The sequence below is a fragment of the Janthinobacterium amylolyticum genome, assembly GCF_051380655.1.
Taxonomy (GTDB): domain Bacteria; phylum Pseudomonadota; class Gammaproteobacteria; order Burkholderiales; family Burkholderiaceae_D; genus Janthinobacterium.
In genome coordinates, this window is sequence record NZ_JBNYXL010000002.1 from 458,556 (window position 1) to 478,949 (window position 20,394).

20 protein-coding genes and 1 tRNA gene are annotated in these 20,394 nt (G+C 58.6%); 14 read left to right on the plus strand and 7 right to left on the minus strand.

Going from position 1 to position 20,394, the window contains the following annotated elements:
- Positions 1–280: 280 nt before the first annotated feature.
- The 3 genes from rpoD (at position 281) to ACQ4WR_RS05655 (ending at position 3,147) form a co-directional block, all read left to right on the plus strand.
- Positions 281–2,521, plus strand: a complete 2,241-nt coding sequence (gene rpoD / locus ACQ4WR_RS05645; protein ID WP_102294169.1) for an RNA polymerase sigma factor RpoD — start codon at positions 281–283, stop codon at positions 2,519–2,521.
- Between the two features lie 108 nt (positions 2,522–2,629).
- Positions 2,630–2,708 (plus strand) — tRNA-Ile (locus tag ACQ4WR_RS05650).
- Positions 2,709–2,811: 103 nt separating this feature from the next.
- Positions 2,812–3,147, plus strand: a complete 336-nt coding sequence (locus tag ACQ4WR_RS05655) for an FKBP-type peptidyl-prolyl cis-trans isomerase (RefSeq protein ID WP_436485849.1) — start codon at positions 2,812–2,814, stop codon at positions 3,145–3,147.
- A gap of 15 nt (positions 3,148–3,162) precedes the next feature.
- Here ACQ4WR_RS05655 and ACQ4WR_RS05660 read toward each other — a convergent pair whose 3' ends face one another.
- Positions 3,163–3,519 carry a DUF2726 domain-containing protein gene (locus tag ACQ4WR_RS05660; protein WP_436485851.1) on the minus strand — a complete coding sequence of 119 codons (357 nt, stop codon included), beginning with the start codon at positions 3,517–3,519 and terminating at the stop codon, positions 3,163–3,165.
- Positions 3,520–3,731: 212 nt separating this feature from the next.
- A complete protein-coding gene (locus ACQ4WR_RS05665) occupies positions 3,732–4,445 on the minus strand; it encodes a YjjG family noncanonical pyrimidine nucleotidase (RefSeq protein WP_436485853.1) in 714 nt (237 codons plus the stop codon).
- 163 nt (positions 4,446–4,608) lie between these two features.
- On the opposite strand from ACQ4WR_RS05665, the gene ACQ4WR_RS05670 reads away from it, so the two are divergent.
- Positions 4,609–5,334, plus strand: a complete 726-nt coding sequence (locus tag ACQ4WR_RS05670; RefSeq protein ID WP_436486112.1) for a pyridoxine 5'-phosphate synthase — start codon at positions 4,609–4,611, stop codon at positions 5,332–5,334.
- Positions 5,322–5,855 (plus strand): DUF2947 family protein, encoded by a 534-nt coding sequence (locus tag ACQ4WR_RS05675; RefSeq protein WP_436485855.1) that lies wholly within the window; start codon positions 5,322–5,324, stop codon positions 5,853–5,855. Before ACQ4WR_RS05670 ends, ACQ4WR_RS05675 begins: the two co-directional genes overlap by 13 nt.
- A 15-nt stretch (positions 5,856–5,870) precedes the next feature.
- On the opposite strand, the gene ACQ4WR_RS05680 is transcribed toward ACQ4WR_RS05675, so the two are convergent.
- From ACQ4WR_RS05680 to ACQ4WR_RS05695, 4 genes are all read right to left on the minus strand, one after another.
- On the minus strand, positions 5,871–6,362 hold the full coding sequence (locus ACQ4WR_RS05680; protein ID WP_102294192.1) for a DUF4265 domain-containing protein: 492 nt from the start codon (positions 6,360–6,362) through the stop codon (positions 5,871–5,873).
- A 242-nt stretch (positions 6,363–6,604) separates the two neighbouring features.
- A complete protein-coding gene (locus ACQ4WR_RS05685) occupies positions 6,605–7,072 on the minus strand; it encodes a lipocalin-like domain-containing protein (protein WP_436485857.1) in 468 nt (155 codons plus the stop codon).
- A gap of 155 nt (positions 7,073–7,227) precedes the next feature.
- The gene (locus ACQ4WR_RS05690; protein WP_436485859.1) at positions 7,228–7,890 is read right to left on the minus strand and encodes a hypothetical protein; all 663 of its coding nucleotides are present in this window, start codon (positions 7,888–7,890) and stop codon (positions 7,228–7,230) included.
- A 186-nt stretch (positions 7,891–8,076) separates the two neighbouring features.
- A complete protein-coding gene (locus ACQ4WR_RS05695; protein WP_102294266.1) occupies positions 8,077–8,796 on the minus strand; it encodes a Crp/Fnr family transcriptional regulator in 720 nt (239 codons plus the stop codon).
- 579 nt (positions 8,797–9,375) lie between these two features.
- Here ACQ4WR_RS05695 and ACQ4WR_RS05700 point away from each other — a divergent pair.
- A complete protein-coding gene (locus ACQ4WR_RS05700) occupies positions 9,376–11,073 on the plus strand; it encodes a methyl-accepting chemotaxis protein (protein WP_436485861.1) in 1,698 nt (565 codons plus the stop codon).
- A 168-nt stretch (positions 11,074–11,241) separates the two neighbouring features.
- On the opposite strand, the gene ACQ4WR_RS05705 is transcribed toward ACQ4WR_RS05700, so the two are convergent.
- Positions 11,242–11,493 carry an oxidoreductase-like domain-containing protein gene (locus tag ACQ4WR_RS05705; RefSeq protein WP_436485863.1) on the minus strand — a complete coding sequence of 84 codons (252 nt, stop codon included), beginning with the start codon at positions 11,491–11,493 and terminating at the stop codon, positions 11,242–11,244.
- Between the two features lie 319 nt (positions 11,494–11,812).
- Here ACQ4WR_RS05705 and ACQ4WR_RS05710 point away from each other — a divergent pair, with 319 nt between their 5' ends.
- From ACQ4WR_RS05710 to ACQ4WR_RS05745, 8 genes are all read left to right on the plus strand, one after another.
- Positions 11,813–13,360: a DEAD/DEAH box helicase gene (locus tag ACQ4WR_RS05710; RefSeq protein WP_436485865.1), complete on the plus strand. Its 1,548-nt coding sequence runs from the start codon at positions 11,813–11,815 to the stop codon at positions 13,358–13,360.
- Positions 13,361–13,756: 396 nt separating this feature from the next.
- Positions 13,757–14,812: a glycosyltransferase family 2 protein gene (locus tag ACQ4WR_RS05715; RefSeq protein ID WP_436485867.1), complete on the plus strand. Its 1,056-nt coding sequence runs from the start codon at positions 13,757–13,759 to the stop codon at positions 14,810–14,812.
- Between the two features lie 2 nt (positions 14,813–14,814).
- On the plus strand, positions 14,815–15,885 hold the full coding sequence (rfbB, locus tag ACQ4WR_RS05720) for a dTDP-glucose 4,6-dehydratase (protein WP_436485869.1): 1,071 nt from the start codon (positions 14,815–14,817) through the stop codon (positions 15,883–15,885).
- Positions 15,882–16,778, plus strand: a complete 897-nt coding sequence (gene rfbD / locus ACQ4WR_RS05725; RefSeq protein WP_436485871.1) for a dTDP-4-dehydrorhamnose reductase — start codon at positions 15,882–15,884, stop codon at positions 16,776–16,778. The genes rfbB and rfbD overlap by 4 nt, the downstream gene beginning before the upstream one ends.
- 2 nt (positions 16,779–16,780) lie before the next feature.
- Positions 16,781–17,665, plus strand: coding sequence for a glucose-1-phosphate thymidylyltransferase RfbA (rfbA, locus tag ACQ4WR_RS05730; protein WP_436485872.1), 885 nt, complete (start codon positions 16,781–16,783; stop codon positions 17,663–17,665).
- The gene (gene rfbC, locus ACQ4WR_RS05735) at positions 17,665–18,213 is read left to right on the plus strand and encodes a dTDP-4-dehydrorhamnose 3,5-epimerase (protein ID WP_436485874.1); all 549 of its coding nucleotides are present in this window, start codon (positions 17,665–17,667) and stop codon (positions 18,211–18,213) included. The genes rfbA and rfbC overlap by 1 nt, the downstream gene beginning before the upstream one ends.
- The gene (locus ACQ4WR_RS05740) at positions 18,213–19,031 is read left to right on the plus strand and encodes an ABC transporter permease (RefSeq protein ID WP_436485876.1); all 819 of its coding nucleotides are present in this window, start codon (positions 18,213–18,215) and stop codon (positions 19,029–19,031) included. Before rfbC ends, ACQ4WR_RS05740 begins: the two co-directional genes overlap by 1 nt.
- Positions 19,021–20,370, plus strand: coding sequence for an ABC transporter ATP-binding protein (locus ACQ4WR_RS05745; RefSeq protein ID WP_436485877.1), 1,350 nt, complete (start codon positions 19,021–19,023; stop codon positions 20,368–20,370). Before ACQ4WR_RS05740 ends, ACQ4WR_RS05745 begins: the two co-directional genes overlap by 11 nt.
- Positions 20,371–20,394 lie beyond the last annotated feature (24 nt).

Sequence of the window (20,394 nt, forward strand, 5' to 3'; positions counted from 1 at the left end):
GCAAGCAGGGCTTGCAAACGCCGGCAAGCCGCGCCAGGCTCTCGCTCCCAACGCGGTCGGATGCAGAATTTTCTGCCGAACACGGCTGGCGACAGTCGGTGGACAGGAAGTGCTGCGTATCCCGCGGATCGTGGCCGATGAGGTGTAAGTAACGTAACAGTGTCGAACCTGAGTTGTCGGCAGGTTCGAAGATGGTGGTTCCCGCAGGTAGACAGGGGGCCGGCAGCAAACTTTATCCTAATCCACCGTAAAGCAAGTCGTTGTGTAATCGAAAGCGCCTGTGCCAATCAAGAAACCCGAATCCAAAGCGGCTGCAAAGCCCACTAAAGTTACCACGAAAGCCGAAAAGGCGCTCGACCGGCCTGAAGCGCGCGTCACCAGCGCCCCCGTGGTCAGCCAGACGACCGATGCCGCCACCCTGGCTGCGATCGATACGTCCGGATATGTCTTGCCGTCGGTAAAAGTGCCAGGCCGCCGCGGCCGTAAGCCTAAAGAATTCCAGCCAGAAAATGATGAAGTCGCCGCGCTGAACGCCGTCGAGCGGGCCGAACTGAAGGCCGTCGACAAGGCCAAGGCCAAGGACCGCAAGGCGAAGGAACGCGCGCTGCTGAAGGACGCGTTCTCGTCCGACACGGAAGCGAGCGAGGAAGAACTCGAGCGCCGGCGCCAGAAACTCAAGACCCTGATCAAGTTCGGCAAGGAACGCGGTTTCCTCACGTATGCGGAAATCAACGATCACTTGCCCGAAAATATCGTCGATCCGGAAGCCATCGAAGGCATCATCGGTACCTTCAATGACATGGGCATCGCCGTCTACGAGCACGCGCCGGATGCGGAAACCTTGCTGCTGTCCGATAACGTTGCCGTCGTCACCAGCGACGATGAGGCGGAAGCGGCGGCCGAGGCCGCACTGTCCACCGTCGACTCCGACTTTGGCCGCACCACCGACCCCGTGCGCATGTACATGCGCGAGATGGGCTCGGTCGAACTGCTGACGCGCGAAGGCGAGATCGAGATTGCCAAGCGCATCGAAGATGGCTTGAAAGACATGATCCAGGCCATCTCCGCCTGTCCCGTGACGATCGCCGAAATCATCGCCGCCGCCGACCGCATCGCCAACGAAGAGATCAAGATCGACGAAATCGTCGACGGCCTCGTCGATGAAAACGAACCGGTCGCCGCCGCGCCTGTCATCGCCGCGCCCGTCGAAGAAGACGAGGAAGAAGGCGAAGCGGAAGAAGAGGAAGAAGAAGAGGAAGAAGAAGCGAGCGCTTCAGGCGCCGCCGGCTTCTCGGCCGAGCAGCTGGAAACCCTGAAACGCACGGCGCTGGAAAAATTTGCCGTCATTTCGCAGCAGTTCGACAAGATGCGCCGCGCCTTTGAAAAAGAAGGCTACAACTCGAAGCCGTACGCCAAGGCGCAGGAAGCCATCTCGCAGGAATTGCTCGGCATCCGCTTCACCGCCAAGGTGGTGGAAAAGCTGTGCGACACCCTGCGCGGCCAGGTCGACGAAGTGCGCCATATCGAGAAGCAGATCCTCGACGTGGCCGTGAACCGCTGCGGCATGCCGCGCGCCCACTTCATCAAGGTCTTCCCCGGCAATGAAACCAACCTCGACTGGGTTGATGGTGAAGTCAACGCAGGACACGCCTACAGCGCCATCCTGGGCCGCAACATTCCGACCGTCAAGGAACTGCAGCAGCGTTTGATCGACCTGCAAGCGCGGGTCGTGCTGCCGCTGCCGGACTTGCGCAACATCAACCGCCAGATGGCGGCCGGTGAAATGAAGGCGCGCAAGGCCAAGCGCGAAATGACCGAGGCCAACTTGCGCCTGGTGATTTCGATCGCCAAGAAATACACGAACCGCGGCCTGCAATTCCTCGACCTGATCCAGGAAGGCAATATCGGCCTGATGAAGGCCGTCGACAAGTTCGAGTACCGCCGCGGCTACAAGTTCTCGACCTATGCGACCTGGTGGATCCGCCAAGCCATCACGCGCTCGATCGCCGACCAGGCGCGCACGATCCGCATTCCCGTGCACATGATCGAGACGATCAACAAGATGAACCGCATCTCGCGCCAGATCCTGCAGGAAACCGGCGCGGAACCCGATCCGGCCACCTTGGCGATCAAGATGGAAATGCCCGAAGACAAGATCCGCAAGATCATGAAAATCGCCAAGGAACCGATCTCGATGGAAACGCCGATCGGCGACGACGACGATTCCCACCTGGGCGACTTCATCGAGGACAACAACACACTGGCGCCGGCCGACGCGGCCCTGCACGCGTCCATGCGCGGCGTCGTCAAGGACGTGCTGGACTCCCTGACGCCACGCGAAGCGAAAGTGCTGCGCATGCGTTTCGGCATCGAGATGTCCACCGACCATACCCTGGAAGAAGTGGGCAAGCAATTTGACGTGACGCGCGAGCGCATCCGCCAGATCGAAGCCAAGGCGCTGCGCAAGCTGCGCCACCCATCGCGCTCCGACAAGCTGAAAAGCTTCTTGGAAGGTAACTAGAAGCCAATAGGGCTTGACGTGCGCCCCTGATACCCCTATCCTCGCGTGTCCGTTTCCAAAACGGCCGCGCGAGGCGGGCATCAACAGCGCCGCCACGCCACAGTCCCCGGGCCTCTAGCTCATGCTTGGTTAGAGCAGCGGACTCATAATCCGTTGGTGCCGTGTTCGACTCACGGGAGGCCCACCAGAATTTACAGCATCGATCGAAGCCCCGGCGGGCCACTGCCGGGGCTTTTTTTTATGCTGTCGTACAATCGCGGCATTGCGATTTGTTGAAGGATGAAAGCGACATGACGGCTGAGCTCAAGATTGAAGATAAGGTGGTAGGCGATGGCAAGGCGGCGGCGCGGGGCGCGTTGATCACGGCGCATTACCGTGGCTGGCTGGAAGATGGCACGGAGTTTGACTCGTCGCACAAGCGTGGTGAGCCTTTTCGCTGCGTACTGAGCAATAACAAGGTGATCCAGGGCTGGATCTTGGGCTTGCAAGGCATGCAGGTGGGCGGCACGCGCAAGCTGTGGGTGCCGGCGGCGCTGGCGTATGGCGAGCGGCAGGTGGGCTTGATTCCGCCGCATGCCAATCTGATCTTTGAAATTGACTTGCTGGAAGTGCTGACGCGCGATTGATGGTGTGGTGTGGCATCAGACGGGCAGGGCACCGGTTTGTTGCGTCAGGAGTTGCCCGATAGTGGCGCGCAGCGCCGGTTGCGTGGGGAGGGGCGCGTAGCGCAAGGTGGCGTACGCTGCCAGCTTGAGCATGGCGTCGCGTTCCCTGTGCTGGCGTTCGCGTCCGGCGTGGCTACTATCGTCGAGTTCGATGACGGCGATGACGTGCAGTTGCTGGCTGCACAGGATGAAATCGGCCACCTTGCGGTCGAAACGGTTGCTGTCTGCCCAGCCTTCGCTGTCACCGGCGGAAAACGCCACTTGCGCCAGCACCGTGCATTCCGGCAAAGCTGCCCGCAGCAGGAGGTGCATCCGCTGCTCGCGCGCAGTCATGACGGGGCTGCTGTGCAGCCGCAGCGGTGCACGGGACTTGCGGTCCGCTGCATGGCCAGCATGGCAAGCAACAGGACCAATGCCCCGATCCGTAACAGGAAAGTGCAGGTCGGCGTGGATACGCTTCAAGGTGCCGTGTCCTGATGGTACGCGAGAAGCAGGGCGCTTTTGCACTGCTTCCCGCGCATGTCACGTCGCGCGCCTGATCGAGATCAAGCCTGTTTCAAGTTGACTTGCACCGCGTTCAGCGCAGCTGCGATGTCGAGCAGGCTGGACACTTCATAGGTGGGCACGGCTGCCGATGTGTTCGCCAAGCGCTCTGGATTGAACCAGCAGCTGTCGATGCCGTAGCGATTGGCGCCGAGGATGTCGGCGTCCAGGCGGTCGCCGATGATGACGGTTGTTTCCTTGTTGAATGCGCTGGCCATCTTGGTGGCATACTCGAAGAAGCGCACGTCCGGCTTGGCGTGGCCGCAGGCTTCGGAGGTGGCGACGAACGAGATGTAGCCGCCCAGGCCGGATGCGGCGATGCGGCGGTTCTGGATGGCTTCGACACCGTTGGTGATGATGCCCACTTCGCCGATGGCCGACAGCGCTGCGCAGACTTGCTTGGCGCCATCGAGGAGCACGACCGTATCGGGCAGGGATTCCAGGTATACACGGCTGGCCAGTTCCGGGTCCAGGTCGATGGCGTTTTCCTGGAAGGACTTGCGGAAGCGTTCCACTTTCAGGAAGTCCTTGGTGACAGTTCCCAATTCGAAACGTTTCCACAGGTCGACGTTGATTTCCTGGTAGCGCGTGAACAGCGCATCGATGCCGTCGCGCAGGCCCAGGGTGTGCATGGTGTGCATGAACGAGCGTTTTTCGGACGCCCTGAAATCGAGCAGGGTATCGTCCAGGTCAAACAGGAATAGCGTGTACTTCATGATATGTATTGAAAACGGTGAGTCCATCTTGCATGGTAGCACGTACTGATGAGGTCGGATGCCTGGGCCACTGTGCGAAACGCTTGTCTGCAGGCAATGATTTCGTTGGGCGATCAGCTACAATCGCTGCTCATACTGATGCCTGTCCTCATTTTCCATGTCCATGACCCAGCTCTCCGTCAACGTCAATAAAATCGCCTTGCTGCGCAATTCACGTGGCCGCAACTTTCCCGACCTGCTGGCCTTTTCCGCGCGCTTTCTCGACCTGGGCGCCGCCGGCATTACCCTGCATCCGCGCCCGGACCAGCGCCATGCGCGCTACGACGACGTGGCGCCGCTGCAGCGTCTGTGCCGGGAGCGGGGGCGCGAGCTGAACGTGGAGGGGTATCCGACGGCGGAATTTTTGCAGGTCGTCAAAAGCGCGCGCCCGGCGCAATGCACCCTGGTGCCTGACCTGCCGGGGCAACTGACGTCCGATCACGGCTGGGATATTCAAGGGCAGGCGGCGTTGCTGCGTCCCGTCATCGGGGAATTGAACGAGCTCGGCATCCGCGTCAGCCTGTTTGTCGATGCTGACTATCCGGCCCTGGAATGGGCCAGCGAAGTGGGGGCGCAAAGGGTCGAGCTGTACACGGAACGGTTTGCCGAAAGCCATGACACGGCGCAGGCCGATGCCGTATTTGCGCTGTACCAGCAGGCGGCGCAGCGGGCGCAGGCCCTGGGGCTGGGCGTGAATGCGGGGCACGACCTCGACCTGCATAACCTGGCGCGCTTCCTGGACATTCCCGGCATCCTGGAAGTGTCGATCGGCCATGCGCTGGTGGTCGAATGCCTTGAGCTGGGCATGGACAAGGTGCTGCGCCGCTACCTTGAGATATGTCAATCATAGTGAACCTGGACGGCGCCGCTGGCCGGCCGCTGCAGCCTGAGCCGGACTGGCCATTCTTCGATACCGACTTCGCCGTCACGGCACGGACGCTGGCGCAGGTGCAAGCACTGACGTCCGATGCGGCGGCGCAACTGTGGACGCGCCATGTGTCGGCCCGTCCCGACGAGATGCATCCCATGCAGCTGCGCGCGGGACACCGCCTGCGGACGACGGTGTCGGGGCCGGACTGGCTGGCCGAGTTCCATGCAGTTTCCAGCGAAAACCTGGCGCAGGATGGCTGCGTGGCAAGGTTTCTCTCTTCCCATTTTCACGCTGCCGGGGCGGCAGCCGTTTTTTTCATGGCCAGCCGGGCACGCGCCTATGCACTGACACCGGCCGCGCTTGCAGCATGCTGGCCTTGCTTGCTGGCCATTTCCGACGAGGGGCCTTTGCTGTACCAGCCTGCCACGGGCAAGTTCGTTTATTTCTCTCCGCAGGGGGCGCTGGCGGGTGGCGAGGACGGGCGGGCGCCCGCTCCCTGACTGCATGAGCGGCGATTACATATCCACCCACCACTTGAGCAAGGTTTCGTCATCGTCATCGTCCAGGTTGGCGTAGATGTTGGCGAAATACCATTCGACGCCCGTTGCTTCGCGGAAGGCGTCGAAGGGGCCGTTGACGTTGTAGATGCCGTGGTGTCCAGGAACGCTGAAGGCCAGGTTGCCCTTGTACTGGCCATCCAGGGTACCGCCCAGCTGCTCTTGCACTTCGCGCTCCAACTGGTCGATTGCGGATTGCTCCAGCGCATCGGCGTAGATCTGGATGCAGAAGTTGCCGCCGCGCTTCAGGACTTCTGCCGGGGCCAGCGGGTCGGCGATGTTGACGATGTCGCCGCGTGCCAGGTTCAGGGTCAGGCCGGGCGAGGCCAGCAGTTCGTAGACGTGCTCGTCAATCTGCCGCGCGGGCAGGGTTTCATACACGGGGCCGCTTTTATTTTCACCTGCCAGCACGCGGATGTGCGGCAGCCCTTCGCAATTGATGTCGTTCATCGGATCTTTCAGTCGGAAACATAATGATGGCAATATTGTACCGGGTCGCTGGCGCACGCCTGCGGCCAAGGGAAAACAATCGATAAAGCATGCCGGCAGACGGCTGTGGTGCCGGGCGCCTGATTATTCCAGCTGCGCATTGGCCGTGCCGGCGCCCCTGTCCCGGCCGCCTTTGCGCCGGTGCACCGCGCTGCCGATGGCGGCCGACACGGCTCGTCATCGAATGGCCTGCCTGCCGCGGACTAAACGCTACGGGCGGGCGGCGCGGCGCGTTTCCAGTGCAGGTGGGCGATCACTTCGCGTCCGTGCGCCAGCATGGGCTTGTACGTACTCAGATGCAAGGTATCGCCATCGAGGCGGGCGACGCGCTGCTGCACCTGGCCTATCCAGTTGGGAAAGAGCGACAATTCCACCGAGTGGCTGAGCAAGCCCTGCTGCTCATCGACGTGATACGGGCCGCAGTAGCTGAGGTAAGCGCTGGCGGCGTCGCGAAATTCATCGGCACTGGCCTGATAAATGTCGCCACCGGAGAAGGCCTTGCGTCCCTGGCGCATCAGCTGCGCGGACATATAGCCGTCGGGCGCATACAAAATGCTGCCCCGCGCATCTTCGCCCAGCGGATACGAGGCTTGCGACTCGCCGACCGCCGTTTCCGTGTAGGACTGCAAATGCCAGGTGCCGATCAATTGCTCACGTAATGTGCCGCTCATTGCATACTCCTTGAGGTAGATCAAAGTGGGTATGTTGCGGTGCACATTACATCACGGTGATTATTTCCGTGACGCACGTTTTAAGTCGCTGGCAGGCATGAAAAAAGCACGCCGCAGCGTGCTTGGGGTGCGAGCTTGGCAGGCTTGCGGCCGCCTTAGAAGCGGTAGGTCGCGCTGATGCGCAGCACCGGGTAAGCCTTGAAATCCTTGACCTTGTCGGCCAGTTTCGCGTTTTCAGCGGCCACGTCCGTTTTCAGCGCGGCGCATACCAGCGGGTCGCAGCCGGTATTGCGCAGCGAGGTACTTGGCGAACCCTGGAACAGCACGCCGATATCGCTGGAAATTCCCCAGCCCGCTGCCTTGACCGGGTTGCCCCAGCCGATGCCGAGGTACGGGGCGACTTTGCGGAAATCGATGCTGCCGTCCAGCTGGCCTGCGCTGGCTGCCGTGTAAGTGTTGCCGTTCAAGGTGTAGCTGCCGGTCTTGTTCGGCTTGCCTTTGGCGTCGATTTTATTGCCGTTATAGACGACACCCGCGCTCAGACGGAATGCGCCGTCCATGGGGAAGTAGTCGAGTAGGGCGTCGAAGGTGCGCAGCTTGAGTTTCAGCTTGTAGTCGACGTCGTCGGTGCTGGAGTCGTAAGAGTAGTTCAGGAAGCCGACGCCGAAACGGGCATTCAGGTTCGCTTGCAGTGGCACGCTCAGGTGGGCGCCTACGCCCGTCGTGCCCAAGTCGGCCGCGATGGCCATTTGTGCCTGGGCTTGGCTTGCGCAGAACATGCCAGCCAGCAAGGCGGCGATCAGGTATTGCTGTTTCATGCTTACGGACTCCAGTCGTTATTCAAAGACGCGATAAATATGCCGCACAGGAAACAAAGTTTCCCAAAGACAATTTCTGCGAGGATGATAGAGCCTGGACTGGCGCAAGGCAAGATGAAGCGGGGAATGGCGGCGACAGGTGTTGCATTCCTGCCGCAACACCTGCCGCCGCGCCGATGCTGGTGCTTAATTGTGGGCGCTGATACCGCTGCGGAATTGCTCGAAGCCTGCACGCGCTGCCTTGTAGCAATTGCCGGCGGCCACTTCCAGGCCTTCACGGTCCAGCACTTCCACGGTGCCGCGACGGTACTGGATCAAGCCTTCGTCCTGCAGTTTGCGGGCCGTGACGGTGACGCTTTCGCGGCGCACGCCCAGCATGTTGGCCATGGTGTCTTGCGTGACTTTCAGCTCGTTCGACAGCGAACGGTCGAGGCGGTCGAGCAGCCAGCGGCACAGCTTTTGTTCAATGCTGCAATGGCGTCCGCCCACCACGTTCTGCGCCATTTGCGCAAACATGGCACTGGTGTAGCGCATCAGCAATTGCGCCAGGGCGCCCCCTTCCTGGAATACTTCACGCAGGAAAGCCGTTTTCAGGCGGTAACCGTAGCCGGCGCTTTGCACGATGGCCGTGCAGGTGGCGCGCTCGGCTTCATACAGCACCACGCCCGCCACGCCTTCGCGGCCGATCACGGCGATCTCCGTGGTGGCGCCGTCTTCCATGACATACAGCAGGGAAACGATGGCATTGGTCGGGAAATACGTGTACTCGATCTTGCCGCCGCAATCGAACAGATGCTTGCCGGCTGGCAGAGCCACCAGTTCCAGCTGGCAAAACAGGCGTTCCAGATCGGTGCGCGACAAGGCGCGCAGCAATTCGTTCTGTTGGGCGCCAGTGATGCTGATCATGGGCGTAGCCGGCGCCCGGCTTGGGGCGGCTTGCCAGTCATGCTGGACGGCGTTGCTGGTTGCTGGTGTCAGGTTGCTATAAGCTTTGTACATGATATGGCCTCGTCTTCTGATTTTGTTGGATGGCGCTGCTTTTCTGGCTTGCTAGCGTTGTGCTGAATGTTGTATCCACTATAAAACGCGGAGGCGCAGGCCGACATCGGATGAGCCGACGCGCTTATGTAGGCTAGGAACATAGCCTCGTGTCATCCGACTCCTACGCTGGCTTTTAATATTTCCACACGGAAATAACAGTGGTTTGTCAAAAATGCGACACGATGGCGGCATCCAGCGAACTTTGGCTGCGTGAACTGATCAAACCATGCTGCGCCCGGAGCGGCAGTGATAAAATGTTGCAGTGCGGAAATTTGACTTGTGTCCCGGCATGTGTGCTTGTCGCGTGCTGGTGCGGCGGCGGTTTTGCCGTCAGCCGGCCGGGATGCCCTTGCGTGACGCCGGTCCATTTGCTGCATGGGCTGTGCCGTGCCCTGCCGGTGCACGCGCCTGTCTTGTCCCGTATGACTAATAAGGATGCAACGCATGAAATGGTTCTATGATCTGAAAATTGCCACCAAGCTGATCTTGTCGTTTGGCGCCGTGCTGCTGCTGACGGCGGCGCTGGGCGTGTCGGCCATCTTTTCCATGGCGCGCATCAATGACGCGTCGACCGACCTGTCGGCCAACTGGATGCCCAGCGTGCTGGCCGCCATGAACATGCGCAGCGATGTCAGCGATTTCCGCCGCTGGGAACTGGCGCACATGCTGGCCGCGCAGGATTCCGACATGGTGCTCAATGAAACGCGCATGACGGAAACCCAGAGCAAGATGAAGGCGGACGGCGACAAATACCGTACCTTGATTTCGGAGCCGGGCGAGAAGGAGATCTTCGAGCGTTTCATGCTGCTCAACGATGAATTCATGCGTCTGCATGCGACCATGCTGGGCCTGTCGCGCGAGATGAAGAAGGAGGAGGCGCGCGCGCTGGCCGTGGGCCAGTCGGCGAAGGTCATGACGGACATGATGGTGGAGCTGGATAAATTGGTGGCAATCAACTCCGACGGCGGCGTGCGCTCGAGCGCCGGCGCCGACGCGACCTATGCCACCGCGCGCGCCACCCTGATCGGCCTGCTGGTGGGTATCGTCGCCGTCGGCATGCTGCTGGCCCTGTGGGTGGCGCGCAGCGTGTCGCGTCCGCTGATCGAGGCCGTCGGCGTGGCGCGCCAGGTAGCGGCCGGCGATTTGACGGCGCACATCGTCATCCAGTCGCAGGATGAAACGGGGCAATTGATGCTGGCCCTGAAGGATATGAACGCCAGCCTGCAACGCCTGGTGGGACAGGTGCGCAGCGGCACCGATACCATTGCCACGGCGTCGAGCCAGATCGCCGCCGGCAACCAGGATCTGTCGTCGCGTACGGAAGAGCAGGCCAGTTCGCTGGAAGAAACCGCCTCGTCGATGGAAGAACTGACGTCCACCGTGAAGCAGAACGCGGACAATGCACGCCAGGCCAATACCATGGCGCTGAGCTCGTCGAGCATCGCCATCGAGGGCGGCAAGGTGGTCAGCGAAGTGGTGGGCACGATGGCGTCGATCAATGCCTCGTCGCGCAAGATCGTCGACATCATCGCCGTCATCGACGGGATTGCCTTCCAGACGAATATCCTGGCGCTGAACGCGGCCGTCGAGGCGGCGCGCGCAGGCGAGCAGGGCCGTGGCTTTGCCGTGGTGGCTACCGAAGTGCGCAACCTGGCGCAGCGTTCGGCGGCGGCGGCCAAGGATATCAAGGTCTTGATCGGCGATTCCGTCGAGAAGGTCGAGGAGGGTTCCAGGCTGGTGGACCAGGCGGGCCGCACGATGGATGACATCGTTGCCAGCATTACCCGCGTGACGGACATCATGAGTGAAATCACGGCCGCCAGCAGCGAACAGAGCGCCGGCATCGAGCAAGTCAACCAGGCGATTGCCCAGATGGACCAGGTGACGCAGCAAAATGCGGCCCTTGTGGAAGAGGCTGCCGCAGCGGCGGAATCGATGCAGGAGCAGGCAGCCAGCTTGAGCGAGGTGGTCAGCGTCTTCAAGCTCGACGCCTCGCATGCGGCGGGCGCTGCCAGCGCGACCGTCAAACAGCCGCGCCCGGCCGTCAAGGCGGTTACTGCGACGGTGCCGGCAATGGCGCCCCGCAAGCTGGCCAGCACCGCGCGCAGCAGCGCACCGGCCGATGAGTGGGAAAGCTTTTAAGGCGGCGTCCGCAACTGCTGACCGCCGTGAGGGCCAGCCTGGAATGCGCATGGCCCCGGCGGCCCTTCCGCAACGGACACTGCCACGCCCGTTGCGGGCGGTGGCGTTACTCCTGTTAGCGGGACTGCCGCATGCGCCCTGTACGCGCCACGGTGTTATTCGCCGCCGTCAGGCCTTCTTGCGCGCGGGCTTGCTGCCTTTGGCGGACGCAGCGGCTGCGGCTTCCTGGCGGTGCTGCCATGCCCGCAGGGCGTCTTCATAGGCGGCCAGGTCTTCCTGGTACATCTCCAGCACGCAAAAGGTGCAGCCACTGTGGCAGCACTCGTCATTGCCCGGTTTACCGGGAGGCTGCGGAGGCGGATCGAGGGGGACGGACGGGGTGGGCATGGTGGCGGCAAGGGACGGCGGAGCAGGCATCATACGGCATTCCGGCGGCGCATTGCTGGAACGCTTTTTGCTCAAAAATCACGGTTTCCGTGTACAGTTGCGGTGATTTAGGGTATCGTTTACAGCACTGATATTGTATCTTCTGCGCGCGATGTTCCGCCGGCGCGATCTCCGCCGCCATCGCAGCACACTTCCCCGATGCTCCCGCATACGCCCTACAGCATGTCCCGGAGCACGGGAAGTGCCGAAAGAACGATGATCCATGGCTTGCAAGACGGAGCTGCCTGTGCCCAGAAATGTTGTTTATTGAGAAAGCATGGCTTCCGCAGTGCGGAGGCACACCAGAAAATTTATGTCTGAAACCGAATCGACTCCTACGCCTAGCCCGGCGATTGCCCCTGAAGTGGCGCCTGCCGCCGCACCCGCACCTGCCGCATCCGCTGCTCCCTCCCTGACTTTCGCCGACTTTGGCCTCGCGCCTGAAATCCAGCGCGCCCTGGCCGAGCAAGGCTATACCCATCCGACGCCGATCCAGGAACAGGCCATCCCCGTGGTGCTGCAAGGCCGCGACGTGATGGGCGCCGCGCAGACGGGCACCGGCAAGACGGCCGGCTTCTCGCTGCCGATCATCCAGCTGCTGCTGGCCCATGCCAGCAGCAGCATGTCGCCCGCTCGCCATCCGGTGCGCGCGCTGATCCTCACGCCGACGCGCGAACTGGCGGTGCAGGTTGCCGAAAACGTCAAGGCTTACGCCAAGCACACGCCGCTGCGCTCGACCGTCGTCTTCGGCGGCATGGACATGAAACCGCAGACCGTCATCCTGCGTGGCGGCGTGGAAATCGTCATCGCCACGCCAGGCCGTCTGCTCGACCATATCGAGCAAAAGAACATCAGCCTGGGGCAGGTGCAGATGCTGGTCATGGATGAAGCCGACCGCATGCTGGACATGGGCTTCCTGCCGGACTTGCAGCGCATTATCAATTTGCTGCCGAAGCAGCGCCAGAACCTGATGTTCTCGGCCACGTTCTCGCCAGAGATCAAAAAGCTGGCCGCGACTTTCCTCAACGATCCGCTGACGATCGAAGTGGCGCGCAGCAACCAGACGGCCGACAAGGTCACGCAAGTGGTCTACAAGGTGCCGGAAGACCAGAAGCACGCCCTGGTAGCGCATCTGTTGCGCCAGCGCGACTTGAAGCAGGTCATCGTTTTCTCGAATACCAAGATCGGCGCGTCGCGCCTGGCCCGCGTGCTGGAGCAGGAAGGCATGAGCGCCACCGCGATTCACGGCGACAAGAGCCAGCAGGAACGCATGGCGGCGCTGGAAGCGTTCAAGAAGGGCGAGATAGACGTGCTGGTCGCTACCGATGTGGCGGCGCGCGGCCTGGATATCTCCGACCTGCCATGCGTCATCAATTTCGACTTGCCGTACAACGCTGAAGATTATGTGCACCGCATCGGCCGCACGGGCCGCGCCGGCGCTTCGGGCGACGCCATCTCGATCTATTCGGATAAAGACGAGCGCTTGCTGGCCGACATCGAAAAGCTCATCAAGCAAAGCATCAAGCGCGGCGAACTGGCGGGCTTCTCGCCAGCGCCTGCGCGTGGCAGCGACAGCGAGCGCCGTCCGCCGCGCCGCAGCGAAGCGGGCGAGTCCCGTCCCGCCCGCCCGGCCGACAGCCGTCATGCAGGCGATACGGATACGCGTTCATCGAGCCGGCCAGCCGACCGCGCCAGCCGACCCTCGTTTGGTCCCGGCGCGCGCCGTGATAAGGTCGATCCATGGTTCCTCAAACCATATGAGCCTACCACGGCGGTTGCTCCAGTGGCGAGTAACAACCTCCCCGCGCCAAAGGCGAAGCAGAAGCTCGCCGCTCTGCTCGGCGGCTTGACGAAGCAATAAAAAAGTATGCGCGCCGCAACGACGCGCATACTTTTCTCCCCTGCGCCACTCGTCTGCGCGCTCGTGTATTATTTAAAAGCCACTGCTATTTCCCCATTGGAAATTGCTTATATGAAATTTTTATTAATTTATGCTCATGCCTTCCGGGATAAGTATTGGCTGGGAATTGATGTTGTATTTAATAAATATTTCTAATTTTCATTTCTGCATTGTTGTAATTGTGGCAAATTAAATTGCCAGTATTTATTGATGCTGTTAGAATTCTGAAGGTGTTTGCATTGTTACATGATGTTACAGCCTTTTAAAAAAATTCAGACATCTGCGATACTTCCGTCGGAGGATGCGCCAAGCGCAGCCCGCATAGGATATCTGGAAGGTCACTGGTGGAGGCGGTAAGTGAATCAAGTCAATAGAATGATCTCAGACGACAGGCATTACATCGTTGACCATCATGAGCAGCACGACGTTACCGCTCCGAATAAGGTAGTGAAGAGCGATGTGGTCAAGGGTGCGCCCATAACGGTGAGCGCTGCGCCAAAAATTGCCATTTTGCTGTGTACCTATCATGGGCAGCATTTTCTCGCGGAGCAACTCGATTCGTTCGAGGCGCAGAGTCATTCCAACTGGGAAGTATGGGCATCTGACGATGGCTCGCGCGATGCCACCCACGATATTCTCGCCAGTTATCAACAGAAGTGGGGTGAAGAGCGTTTGTCGGTGCATTTTGGGCCGGCAGAGGGTTTTTCTGCTAATTTCTTGTCCTTGACTTGCAAAGCTGATATCGAGGCAGATTATTTTGCCTATTCTGACCAGGACGATATTTGGGAAGAAGATAAGCTGCAGCGGGCCGTGGACTGGTTGAATTCCGTGCCGGCGGACATACCGGCTTTATATTGTAGTCGTACTCGGTTGGTCAATGCCGAGAATCAGGATATTGGTCTGTCGCCGCTATTTCAGAAAAAACCAGGCTTTTCGAATGCGCTGATGCAAAATATCGGCGGCGGCAATACCATGGTGTTCAACTCGGCCGCGCGCGTTTTATTGCGTCAGGCTTGTAGTGAAGTGTCCGTCCTGACCCATGACTGGTGGATCTATATGGTGATCAGCGGATGTGGGGGGCGCGTGTTTTATGATGCGTACCCTTCGTTGCGCTATCGCCAGCACGAGGGCAATATCGTCGGCATGAATTCGAACTGGCTGGCTCGTTTTTCACGGATACGAATGCTGCTTCAGGGGCACTTCCGTGAATGGAATGATCAGCATATCGAAGCATTGCAAAAAATGCGCCATATGCTGACTCCGGAGAATCGTATTATTTTGGACCGTTTGGCTCAATCACGTGACCGATGGTTTTTGCCGCGCCTGATTGGGCTCAAGCGCGCAGGTATTTATCGTCAAACTATGCTGGGCAATATGGGTTTAATCGTTGCGGCACTATTTAAAAAGATTTAAAAATGAGCATACTCGTAACAGGCGGAGCAGGTTTTATTGGTAGTAACTTTGTATTGGACTGGCTGGATCAGTCCGATGAAACGGTTATTAATCTTGATAAATTGAGTTATGCCGGTAACATGGAGAATCTTGCCTCTGTGCTGGATAACAAGAGCCATGTATTTGTGCAAGGTGATATTGCGGATAGCGAACTCCTGACGCGATTGCTAGCCGAATATCAGCCCCGTGCGATCTTGAACTTTGCGGCGGAAAGCCATGTGGATCGTTCGATTCTTGGTCCTGGTGAATTTGTACAGACCAATATTGTCGGCACTTTTAATTTGCTTGAGGCAACTCGTACTTATTGGAAAGGCCTGTCTGGCGAGTTGCAGGCGGCTTTCCGTTTCCTGCATGTGTCGACAGATGAAGTCTACGGTTCGCTGTCCAGCGACGCGCCAGCATTCACGGAAACGCATCGTTACGAACCAAACAGCCCGTATTCTGCCAGCAAGGCGGCCAGTGATCACTTGGTGCGCGCCTACCACCATACGTATGGCCTGCCGGTCCTGACCACGAATTGCTCAAATAACTACGGTCCGTATCACTTCCCCGAGAAGCTGATTCCGTTAATGATCGTCAATGCGCTGGCCGGAAAGCCGTTGCCTATCTATGGTGATGGTCAGCAGATACGCGATTGGCTGTACGTCAAGGACCATTGCAGTGCCATTCGTCGCGTACTTGCGGCAGGCGTGAGCGGCGAAGTCTATAACGTCGGCGGCTGGAATGAAAAGCCGAACCTGGAGATTGTGCACACCGTTTGCGCGTTGCTCGACGAGTTGCGTCCGCGTGCCGACGGCAGCAGCTATCGCGAACAGATCAGTTATGTCACGGACCGTCCGGGCCACGACCGCCGCTATGCCATCGATGCTGGCAAGCTCGAACGTGAATTGAACTGGAAGCCGGCCGAGACGTTTGATACGGGTATCCGCAAGACTGTCCAGTGGTATCTGGAAAATCAGGCATGGGTTGCTAACGTGCAGTCCGGAAACTATCGCGATTGGCTCGACAAGAACTACTCCGGGCGTCAAGCATGAAAATTCTGTTGTTTGGCAAAGGCGGCCAGGTAGGTTGGGAGTTGCAGCGCAGTCTCGCACCGCTCGGTGAGGTCGTTGCTCTGGGCACTGGAAGTACCAATATGTGCGGTAACTTCCTGGATCTGGACGGCCTTGCCGCCACCGTGCGCGCGGTGCAAGCCGATGTGATCGTCAATGCCGCAGCGTACACGGCTGTCGACAAGGCTGAGAGCGATCAGGATGCTTGTCACGTAATTAATGCGGCAGCGCCTGGTGTGCTGGCCCGTGAAGCGGCACGTACCAATGCCTTGCTGGTTCATTACTCTACCGATTATGTCTTTGACGGCAGTGGTACCCAGCCCTGGTGCGAGTCCGATGCGGTGCATCCATTGAGTGTTTATGGCAAGACGAAGCTGGCCGGTGAACGCGAGATTCAGGCGTCCGGTTGCCGGCACCTGATTTTTCGTACCAGCTGGGTGTATGCTGCCCGCGGCGGAAATTTTGCCAAAACCATGCTGCGCCTCGCTGCCGAGCGCGATGCGCTGGCGGTAGTCAACGATCAGCTTGGAGCGCCTACCGGCGCAGATTTGATTGCCGATGTCACCAGCCATGCGATTCGTGCCGCGCAAACGCAGCCAGCGTTGGGTGGCTTGTATCACTTGGTGGCATCCGGAAGCACCTCCTGGCACGGCTATGCCGATTTTGTCATCTCGTTCGCCCGGCGCAACGGGGTTGCCATCAAGGTAGCACAGGATGCCATCTCGGCCGTCGCCAGCGATGCATTTCCCACGCCAGCCCCACGCCCCAAGAATTCGCGCCTCTCGATAGACAAGCTGCAAGCCGCATTTGGCTTGACGATGCCGCAATGGGAAGATGGCGTTACTCGTATGCTAACTGAAATTTTCGAGAAATAATCATGAGTCAACGTAAGGGTATTATTCTGGCAGGCGGATCAGGTACGCGCCTTTATCCAGTCACGCAGGTTGTTTCAAAGCAACTTCTGCCTATCTATGACAAGCCGATGATTTACTATCCCTTGAGCACCTTGATGCTCGCCGGGATAAGGGAAATTCTGATTATCTCGACGCCGCAGGATACGCCGCGTTTTCAGCAATTGCTGGGTGATGGCAGTAGCTGGGGTCTCAACCTCAGTTACGCAGTGCAGGCCAGCCCTGATGGCCTGGCGCAGGCTTTCATCATCGGCAAGGAGTTCCTTGATGGATCGCCTAGTGCGTTGGTCTTGGGAGATAACATTTTTTATGGCCATGACTTGCAGGGCCAGCTCGAACATGCTTCCGCGCGCACTTCCGGCGCGACGGTGTTTGCCTACCATGTGCAGGATCCCGAGCGCTACGGCGTCGTTGATTTTGATGCGTCAGGGCGTGCAACCAGTCTGGAAGAAAAGCCGCTTGTGCCAAAAAGCAATTATGCGGTGACGGGCCTGTATTTCTACGATGAGCAAGTCATTGACATCGCCACCAGCTTGAAACCGTCGCCGCGCGGCGAGTTGGAAATTACCGACGTCAATCGCATCTATCTGGAGCGAGGTGAGCTCGATGTCGAGATCATGGGTCGCGGCTACGCCTGGCTCGACACGGGCACGCATGAGAGCCTGATCGAAGCGAGCAACTTCATTCAAACCATCGAGCACCGTCAGGGCCTGAAGGTTGCCTGCCCGGAAGAAATTGCCTTCCGGCGCCAATGGATTGATGGTGAGCAGTTAGAGAAACTGGCCCAGCCGTTGGCAAAAAATAATTATGGCAAGTATCTGCAGCGCATATTGAAGGAAACGGTTTACTAATGAACGCCACGCACTTAGCAATCCCCGAGGTTGTCCTGTTTGAACCCAAGGTCTTTGGCGATGACAGGGGATTTTTTTTTGAAAGCTTCAATCAAGCCCGGTTTGATGCCGCGGTAGGGCGTCCTGTCACGTTTGTGCAGGATAACCACAGCCGTTCGGTCAAGCATGTCTTGCGTGGTCTGCATTACCAGATCCAGCAGCCGCAAGGCAAGCTGGTACGGGTGGTCAGCGGCGCTGTATTCGATGTGGCGGTCGACTTGCGTCAAAGCTCGCCTACCTTCGGTAAATGGGTGGGGGAAGTGTTGAGTGCCGAAAATAAACGGCAATTGTGGGTGCCGGAAGGCTTCGGCCATGGTTTCGTGGTGCTGAGCGATACGGCAGAATTTCTCTACAAGACCACCGATTACTGGGCGCCCGCGCATGAGCGCTGTATCGCGTGGAATGATCCGACGCTGCAGATCGACTGGACCATCGGCGATGCCGTGCCATCGCTGTCCGCCAAGGATGCGCAGGGCAGCTTGTTCACCCAGGCGCAGGTTTTTGCCTGATGCAGAATTTCTCGACGTCTCCCATCCATCTGGTGGGAAGCGCATGGAAAAACCGTGCGTTGATTTCGGCACTGGTGCGCAGAGAAGTGGTCGGACGCTACCGTGGTTCCATGATGGGCATCCTGTGGTCTTTCTTTAACCCGATCCTGATGCTGGCCGTGTATACATTTGTCTTCAGCGTCGTGTTCAAGTCGCGCTGGGCTGGTGGTAGCGATTCAAAAACCGAATTTGCCCTGGTGCTTTTTTCCGGACTGATCGTTTTTAATCTTTTCGCGGAATGCATCAACCGCGCCCCGAGCTTGATTCTGAATAATGTCAACTATGTCAAGAAGGTAGTGTTTCCTTTGGAAGTCCTGCCTTTGGTTGCTTTGGGCTCGGCACTGTTTCATACCATTATCAGCCTGATAGTGTGGATGGTGGCTTATCTGGTCCTTTTCGGCATGCCGCATGCCACGGTCTTGTTATTGCCGCTGGTGATAATGCCGCTGATTTTGTTTGTGCTGGGGTTGAGCTGGGCGCTTGCATCGTTGGGTGTGTATTTGCGTGATGTTTCTCAGGTAATCGGCATTGTGACGACCGTGCTGATGTTCCTTTCGCCTATTTTTTACAGCACCAGCAGCTTGCCTGAGCAATACCGTCCCTTATTGCAACTGAATCCGATGACACCCGTGATAGAACAGGTACGCGAAGTGCTGTTCTGGGGGCGTTTACCGGACATGGGTTTCTTGATGATTTACTTAGCCGCTTCCGCGGCAATCGCCATGCTGGGTTTTGCATGGTTCCAAAAGACACGGAAAGGATTTGCCGATGTCTTGTGATGATATTGCAATTTCAGTCAAGAATCTGAGCAAGTGTTTTCAGATTTACGACAAGCCGCGCGACCGCCTGATGCAAATGTTCATGCGCAGCCGCAAGAAGTATTATCGCGAATTCTGGGCCTTGAAAGACGTCTCGTTTGATATTCGGCGCGGCGAGACCGTGGGTATTGTGGGCCGCAACGGCAGTGGCAAGTCGACCTTGCTGCAGATCATATGCGGCACCCTCAATCCGACGGGCGGCAGCGTGACCACGCGAGGCCGCATCGCGGCATTGCTGGAACTGGGGTCCGGTTTTAACCCCGAGTTCACAGGCAAGGAAAACGTTTACCTGAACGCTACCGTGCTTGGATTGACTGAGGCCGAGATTGATGCCAGATTCGATGAAATCGTGGCGTTTGCCGATATCGGTGACTTCATTTCACAGCCAGTCAAGACGTATTCCAGTGGCATGATGGTGCGCCTGGCCTTTGCCGTGGCCATCAACGTCGACCCTGAAATCCTGATCGTCGACGAAGCGCTATCCGTTGGCGACGAGCTGTTTCAGCGCAAGTGTTTTGCGCGTATCGAAGCGATCCGCGCAAAGGGGGCGACAATTCTCTTTGTGTCCCATTCGGGTAGCACGATCGTTGACCTGTGCGATGCCGCTATCCTGATGGATGCGGGTGACAAGTTACTGGAAGGGGCGCCCAAGCAGATCGTCGGGCGTTATCAGAAGTTGCTATATGCGGCGCCAGACAAGCAGGACCTCATTCGCGAACAAATCCGGCGGGCAGAGGAAGTCCGTTCCAATTCGGCTACGGATGCTGCGCCCAATGAACATTCCATGGTGCTGGAGCAGCAGGCGGAAGAACAGGAAAGCTTTGATAGTGGACTGAAGCCGACCAGCACGATCGAATATGAATCGCGCGGCGCCTATATTGAAAAAGTGGAGATCAGGACGCTTGGCGACAAGCAGGTGAATAACCTGATCCGTGGCAGGACATATCGTTATGTCTATTTTGTCCGCGTCGAGGAAGAGATTCGCAACATGCGTTTTGGCATGCTGATCAAAACCTTGAACGGTATCGAACTCGGTGGTGCCGCATCCGCCCGTTCTTTCGATAGCGCGCTGGCGAAGGTGGCAGCAGGCGCCGTGTATAAAGTGGAATTCCGTTTCACGTGTTCCTTGAATCCTGGCGTCTATTTCCTCAATGCCGGTGTCACGGGAGAGCTGGGTGGTGATGATACCTATTTGCATCGTTTGATTGATATTGCCATGTTCCGGGTGCAATCAAGTGCTGCTGATCTGGCTACGGGGATTGTGGATTTTGGTTGCTATCCAGAAATAGAACTGCAATAAATAAACAGTATAAAGAAAGCAGAA

What these genes read in the sequence shown, in the direction of transcription:
- rfbD (WP_436485871.1), top strand. Translation starts at nt 15,882, where the DNA reads ATGAAAATTCTGTTGTTTGGCAAAGGCGGCCAGGTAGGTTGGGAGTTG.
- ACQ4WR_RS05710 (WP_436485865.1), top strand. Translation starts at nt 11,813, where the DNA reads ATGTCTGAAACCGAATCGACTCCTACGCCTAGCCCGGCGATTGCCCCT.
- ACQ4WR_RS05675 (WP_436485855.1), top strand. Translation starts at nt 5,322, where the DNA reads ATGTCAATCATAGTGAACCTGGACGGCGCCGCTGGCCGGCCGCTGCAG.
- ACQ4WR_RS05690 (WP_436485859.1), bottom strand. Translation starts at nt 7,890, where the DNA reads ATGAAACAGCAATACCTGATCGCCGCCTTGCTGGCTGGCATGTTCTGC.
- ACQ4WR_RS05700 (WP_436485861.1), top strand. Translation starts at nt 9,376, where the DNA reads ATGAAATGGTTCTATGATCTGAAAATTGCCACCAAGCTGATCTTGTCG.
- ACQ4WR_RS05655 (WP_436485849.1), top strand. Translation starts at nt 2,812, where the DNA reads ATGACGGCTGAGCTCAAGATTGAAGATAAGGTGGTAGGCGATGGCAAG.
- ACQ4WR_RS05695 (WP_102294266.1), bottom strand. Translation starts at nt 8,796, where the DNA reads ATGATCAGCATCACTGGCGCCCAACAGAACGAATTGCTGCGCGCCTTG.
- ACQ4WR_RS05665 (WP_436485853.1), bottom strand. Translation starts at nt 4,445, where the DNA reads ATGAAGTACACGCTATTCCTGTTTGACCTGGACGATACCCTGCTCGAT.
- ACQ4WR_RS05670 (WP_436486112.1), top strand. Translation starts at nt 4,609, where the DNA reads ATGACCCAGCTCTCCGTCAACGTCAATAAAATCGCCTTGCTGCGCAAT.
- ACQ4WR_RS05685 (WP_436485857.1), bottom strand. Translation starts at nt 7,072, where the DNA reads ATGAGCGGCACATTACGTGAGCAATTGATCGGCACCTGGCATTTGCAG.
- rfbA (WP_436485872.1), top strand. Translation starts at nt 16,781, where the DNA reads ATGAGTCAACGTAAGGGTATTATTCTGGCAGGCGGATCAGGTACGCGC.
- ACQ4WR_RS05680 (WP_102294192.1), bottom strand. Translation starts at nt 6,362, where the DNA reads ATGAACGACATCAATTGCGAAGGGCTGCCGCACATCCGCGTGCTGGCA.
- rfbC (WP_436485874.1), top strand. Translation starts at nt 17,665, where the DNA reads ATGAACGCCACGCACTTAGCAATCCCCGAGGTTGTCCTGTTTGAACCC.
- ACQ4WR_RS05705 (WP_436485863.1), bottom strand. Translation starts at nt 11,493, where the DNA reads ATGATGCCTGCTCCGCCGTCCCTTGCCGCCACCATGCCCACCCCGTCC.
- ACQ4WR_RS05660 (WP_436485851.1), bottom strand. Translation starts at nt 3,519, where the DNA reads ATGACTGCGCGCGAGCAGCGGATGCACCTCCTGCTGCGGGCAGCTTTG.
- ACQ4WR_RS05745 (WP_436485877.1), top strand. Translation starts at nt 19,021, where the DNA reads ATGTCTTGTGATGATATTGCAATTTCAGTCAAGAATCTGAGCAAGTGT.
- ACQ4WR_RS05740 (WP_436485876.1), top strand. Translation starts at nt 18,213, where the DNA reads ATGCAGAATTTCTCGACGTCTCCCATCCATCTGGTGGGAAGCGCATGG.
- rfbB (WP_436485869.1), top strand. Translation starts at nt 14,815, where the DNA reads ATGAGCATACTCGTAACAGGCGGAGCAGGTTTTATTGGTAGTAACTTT.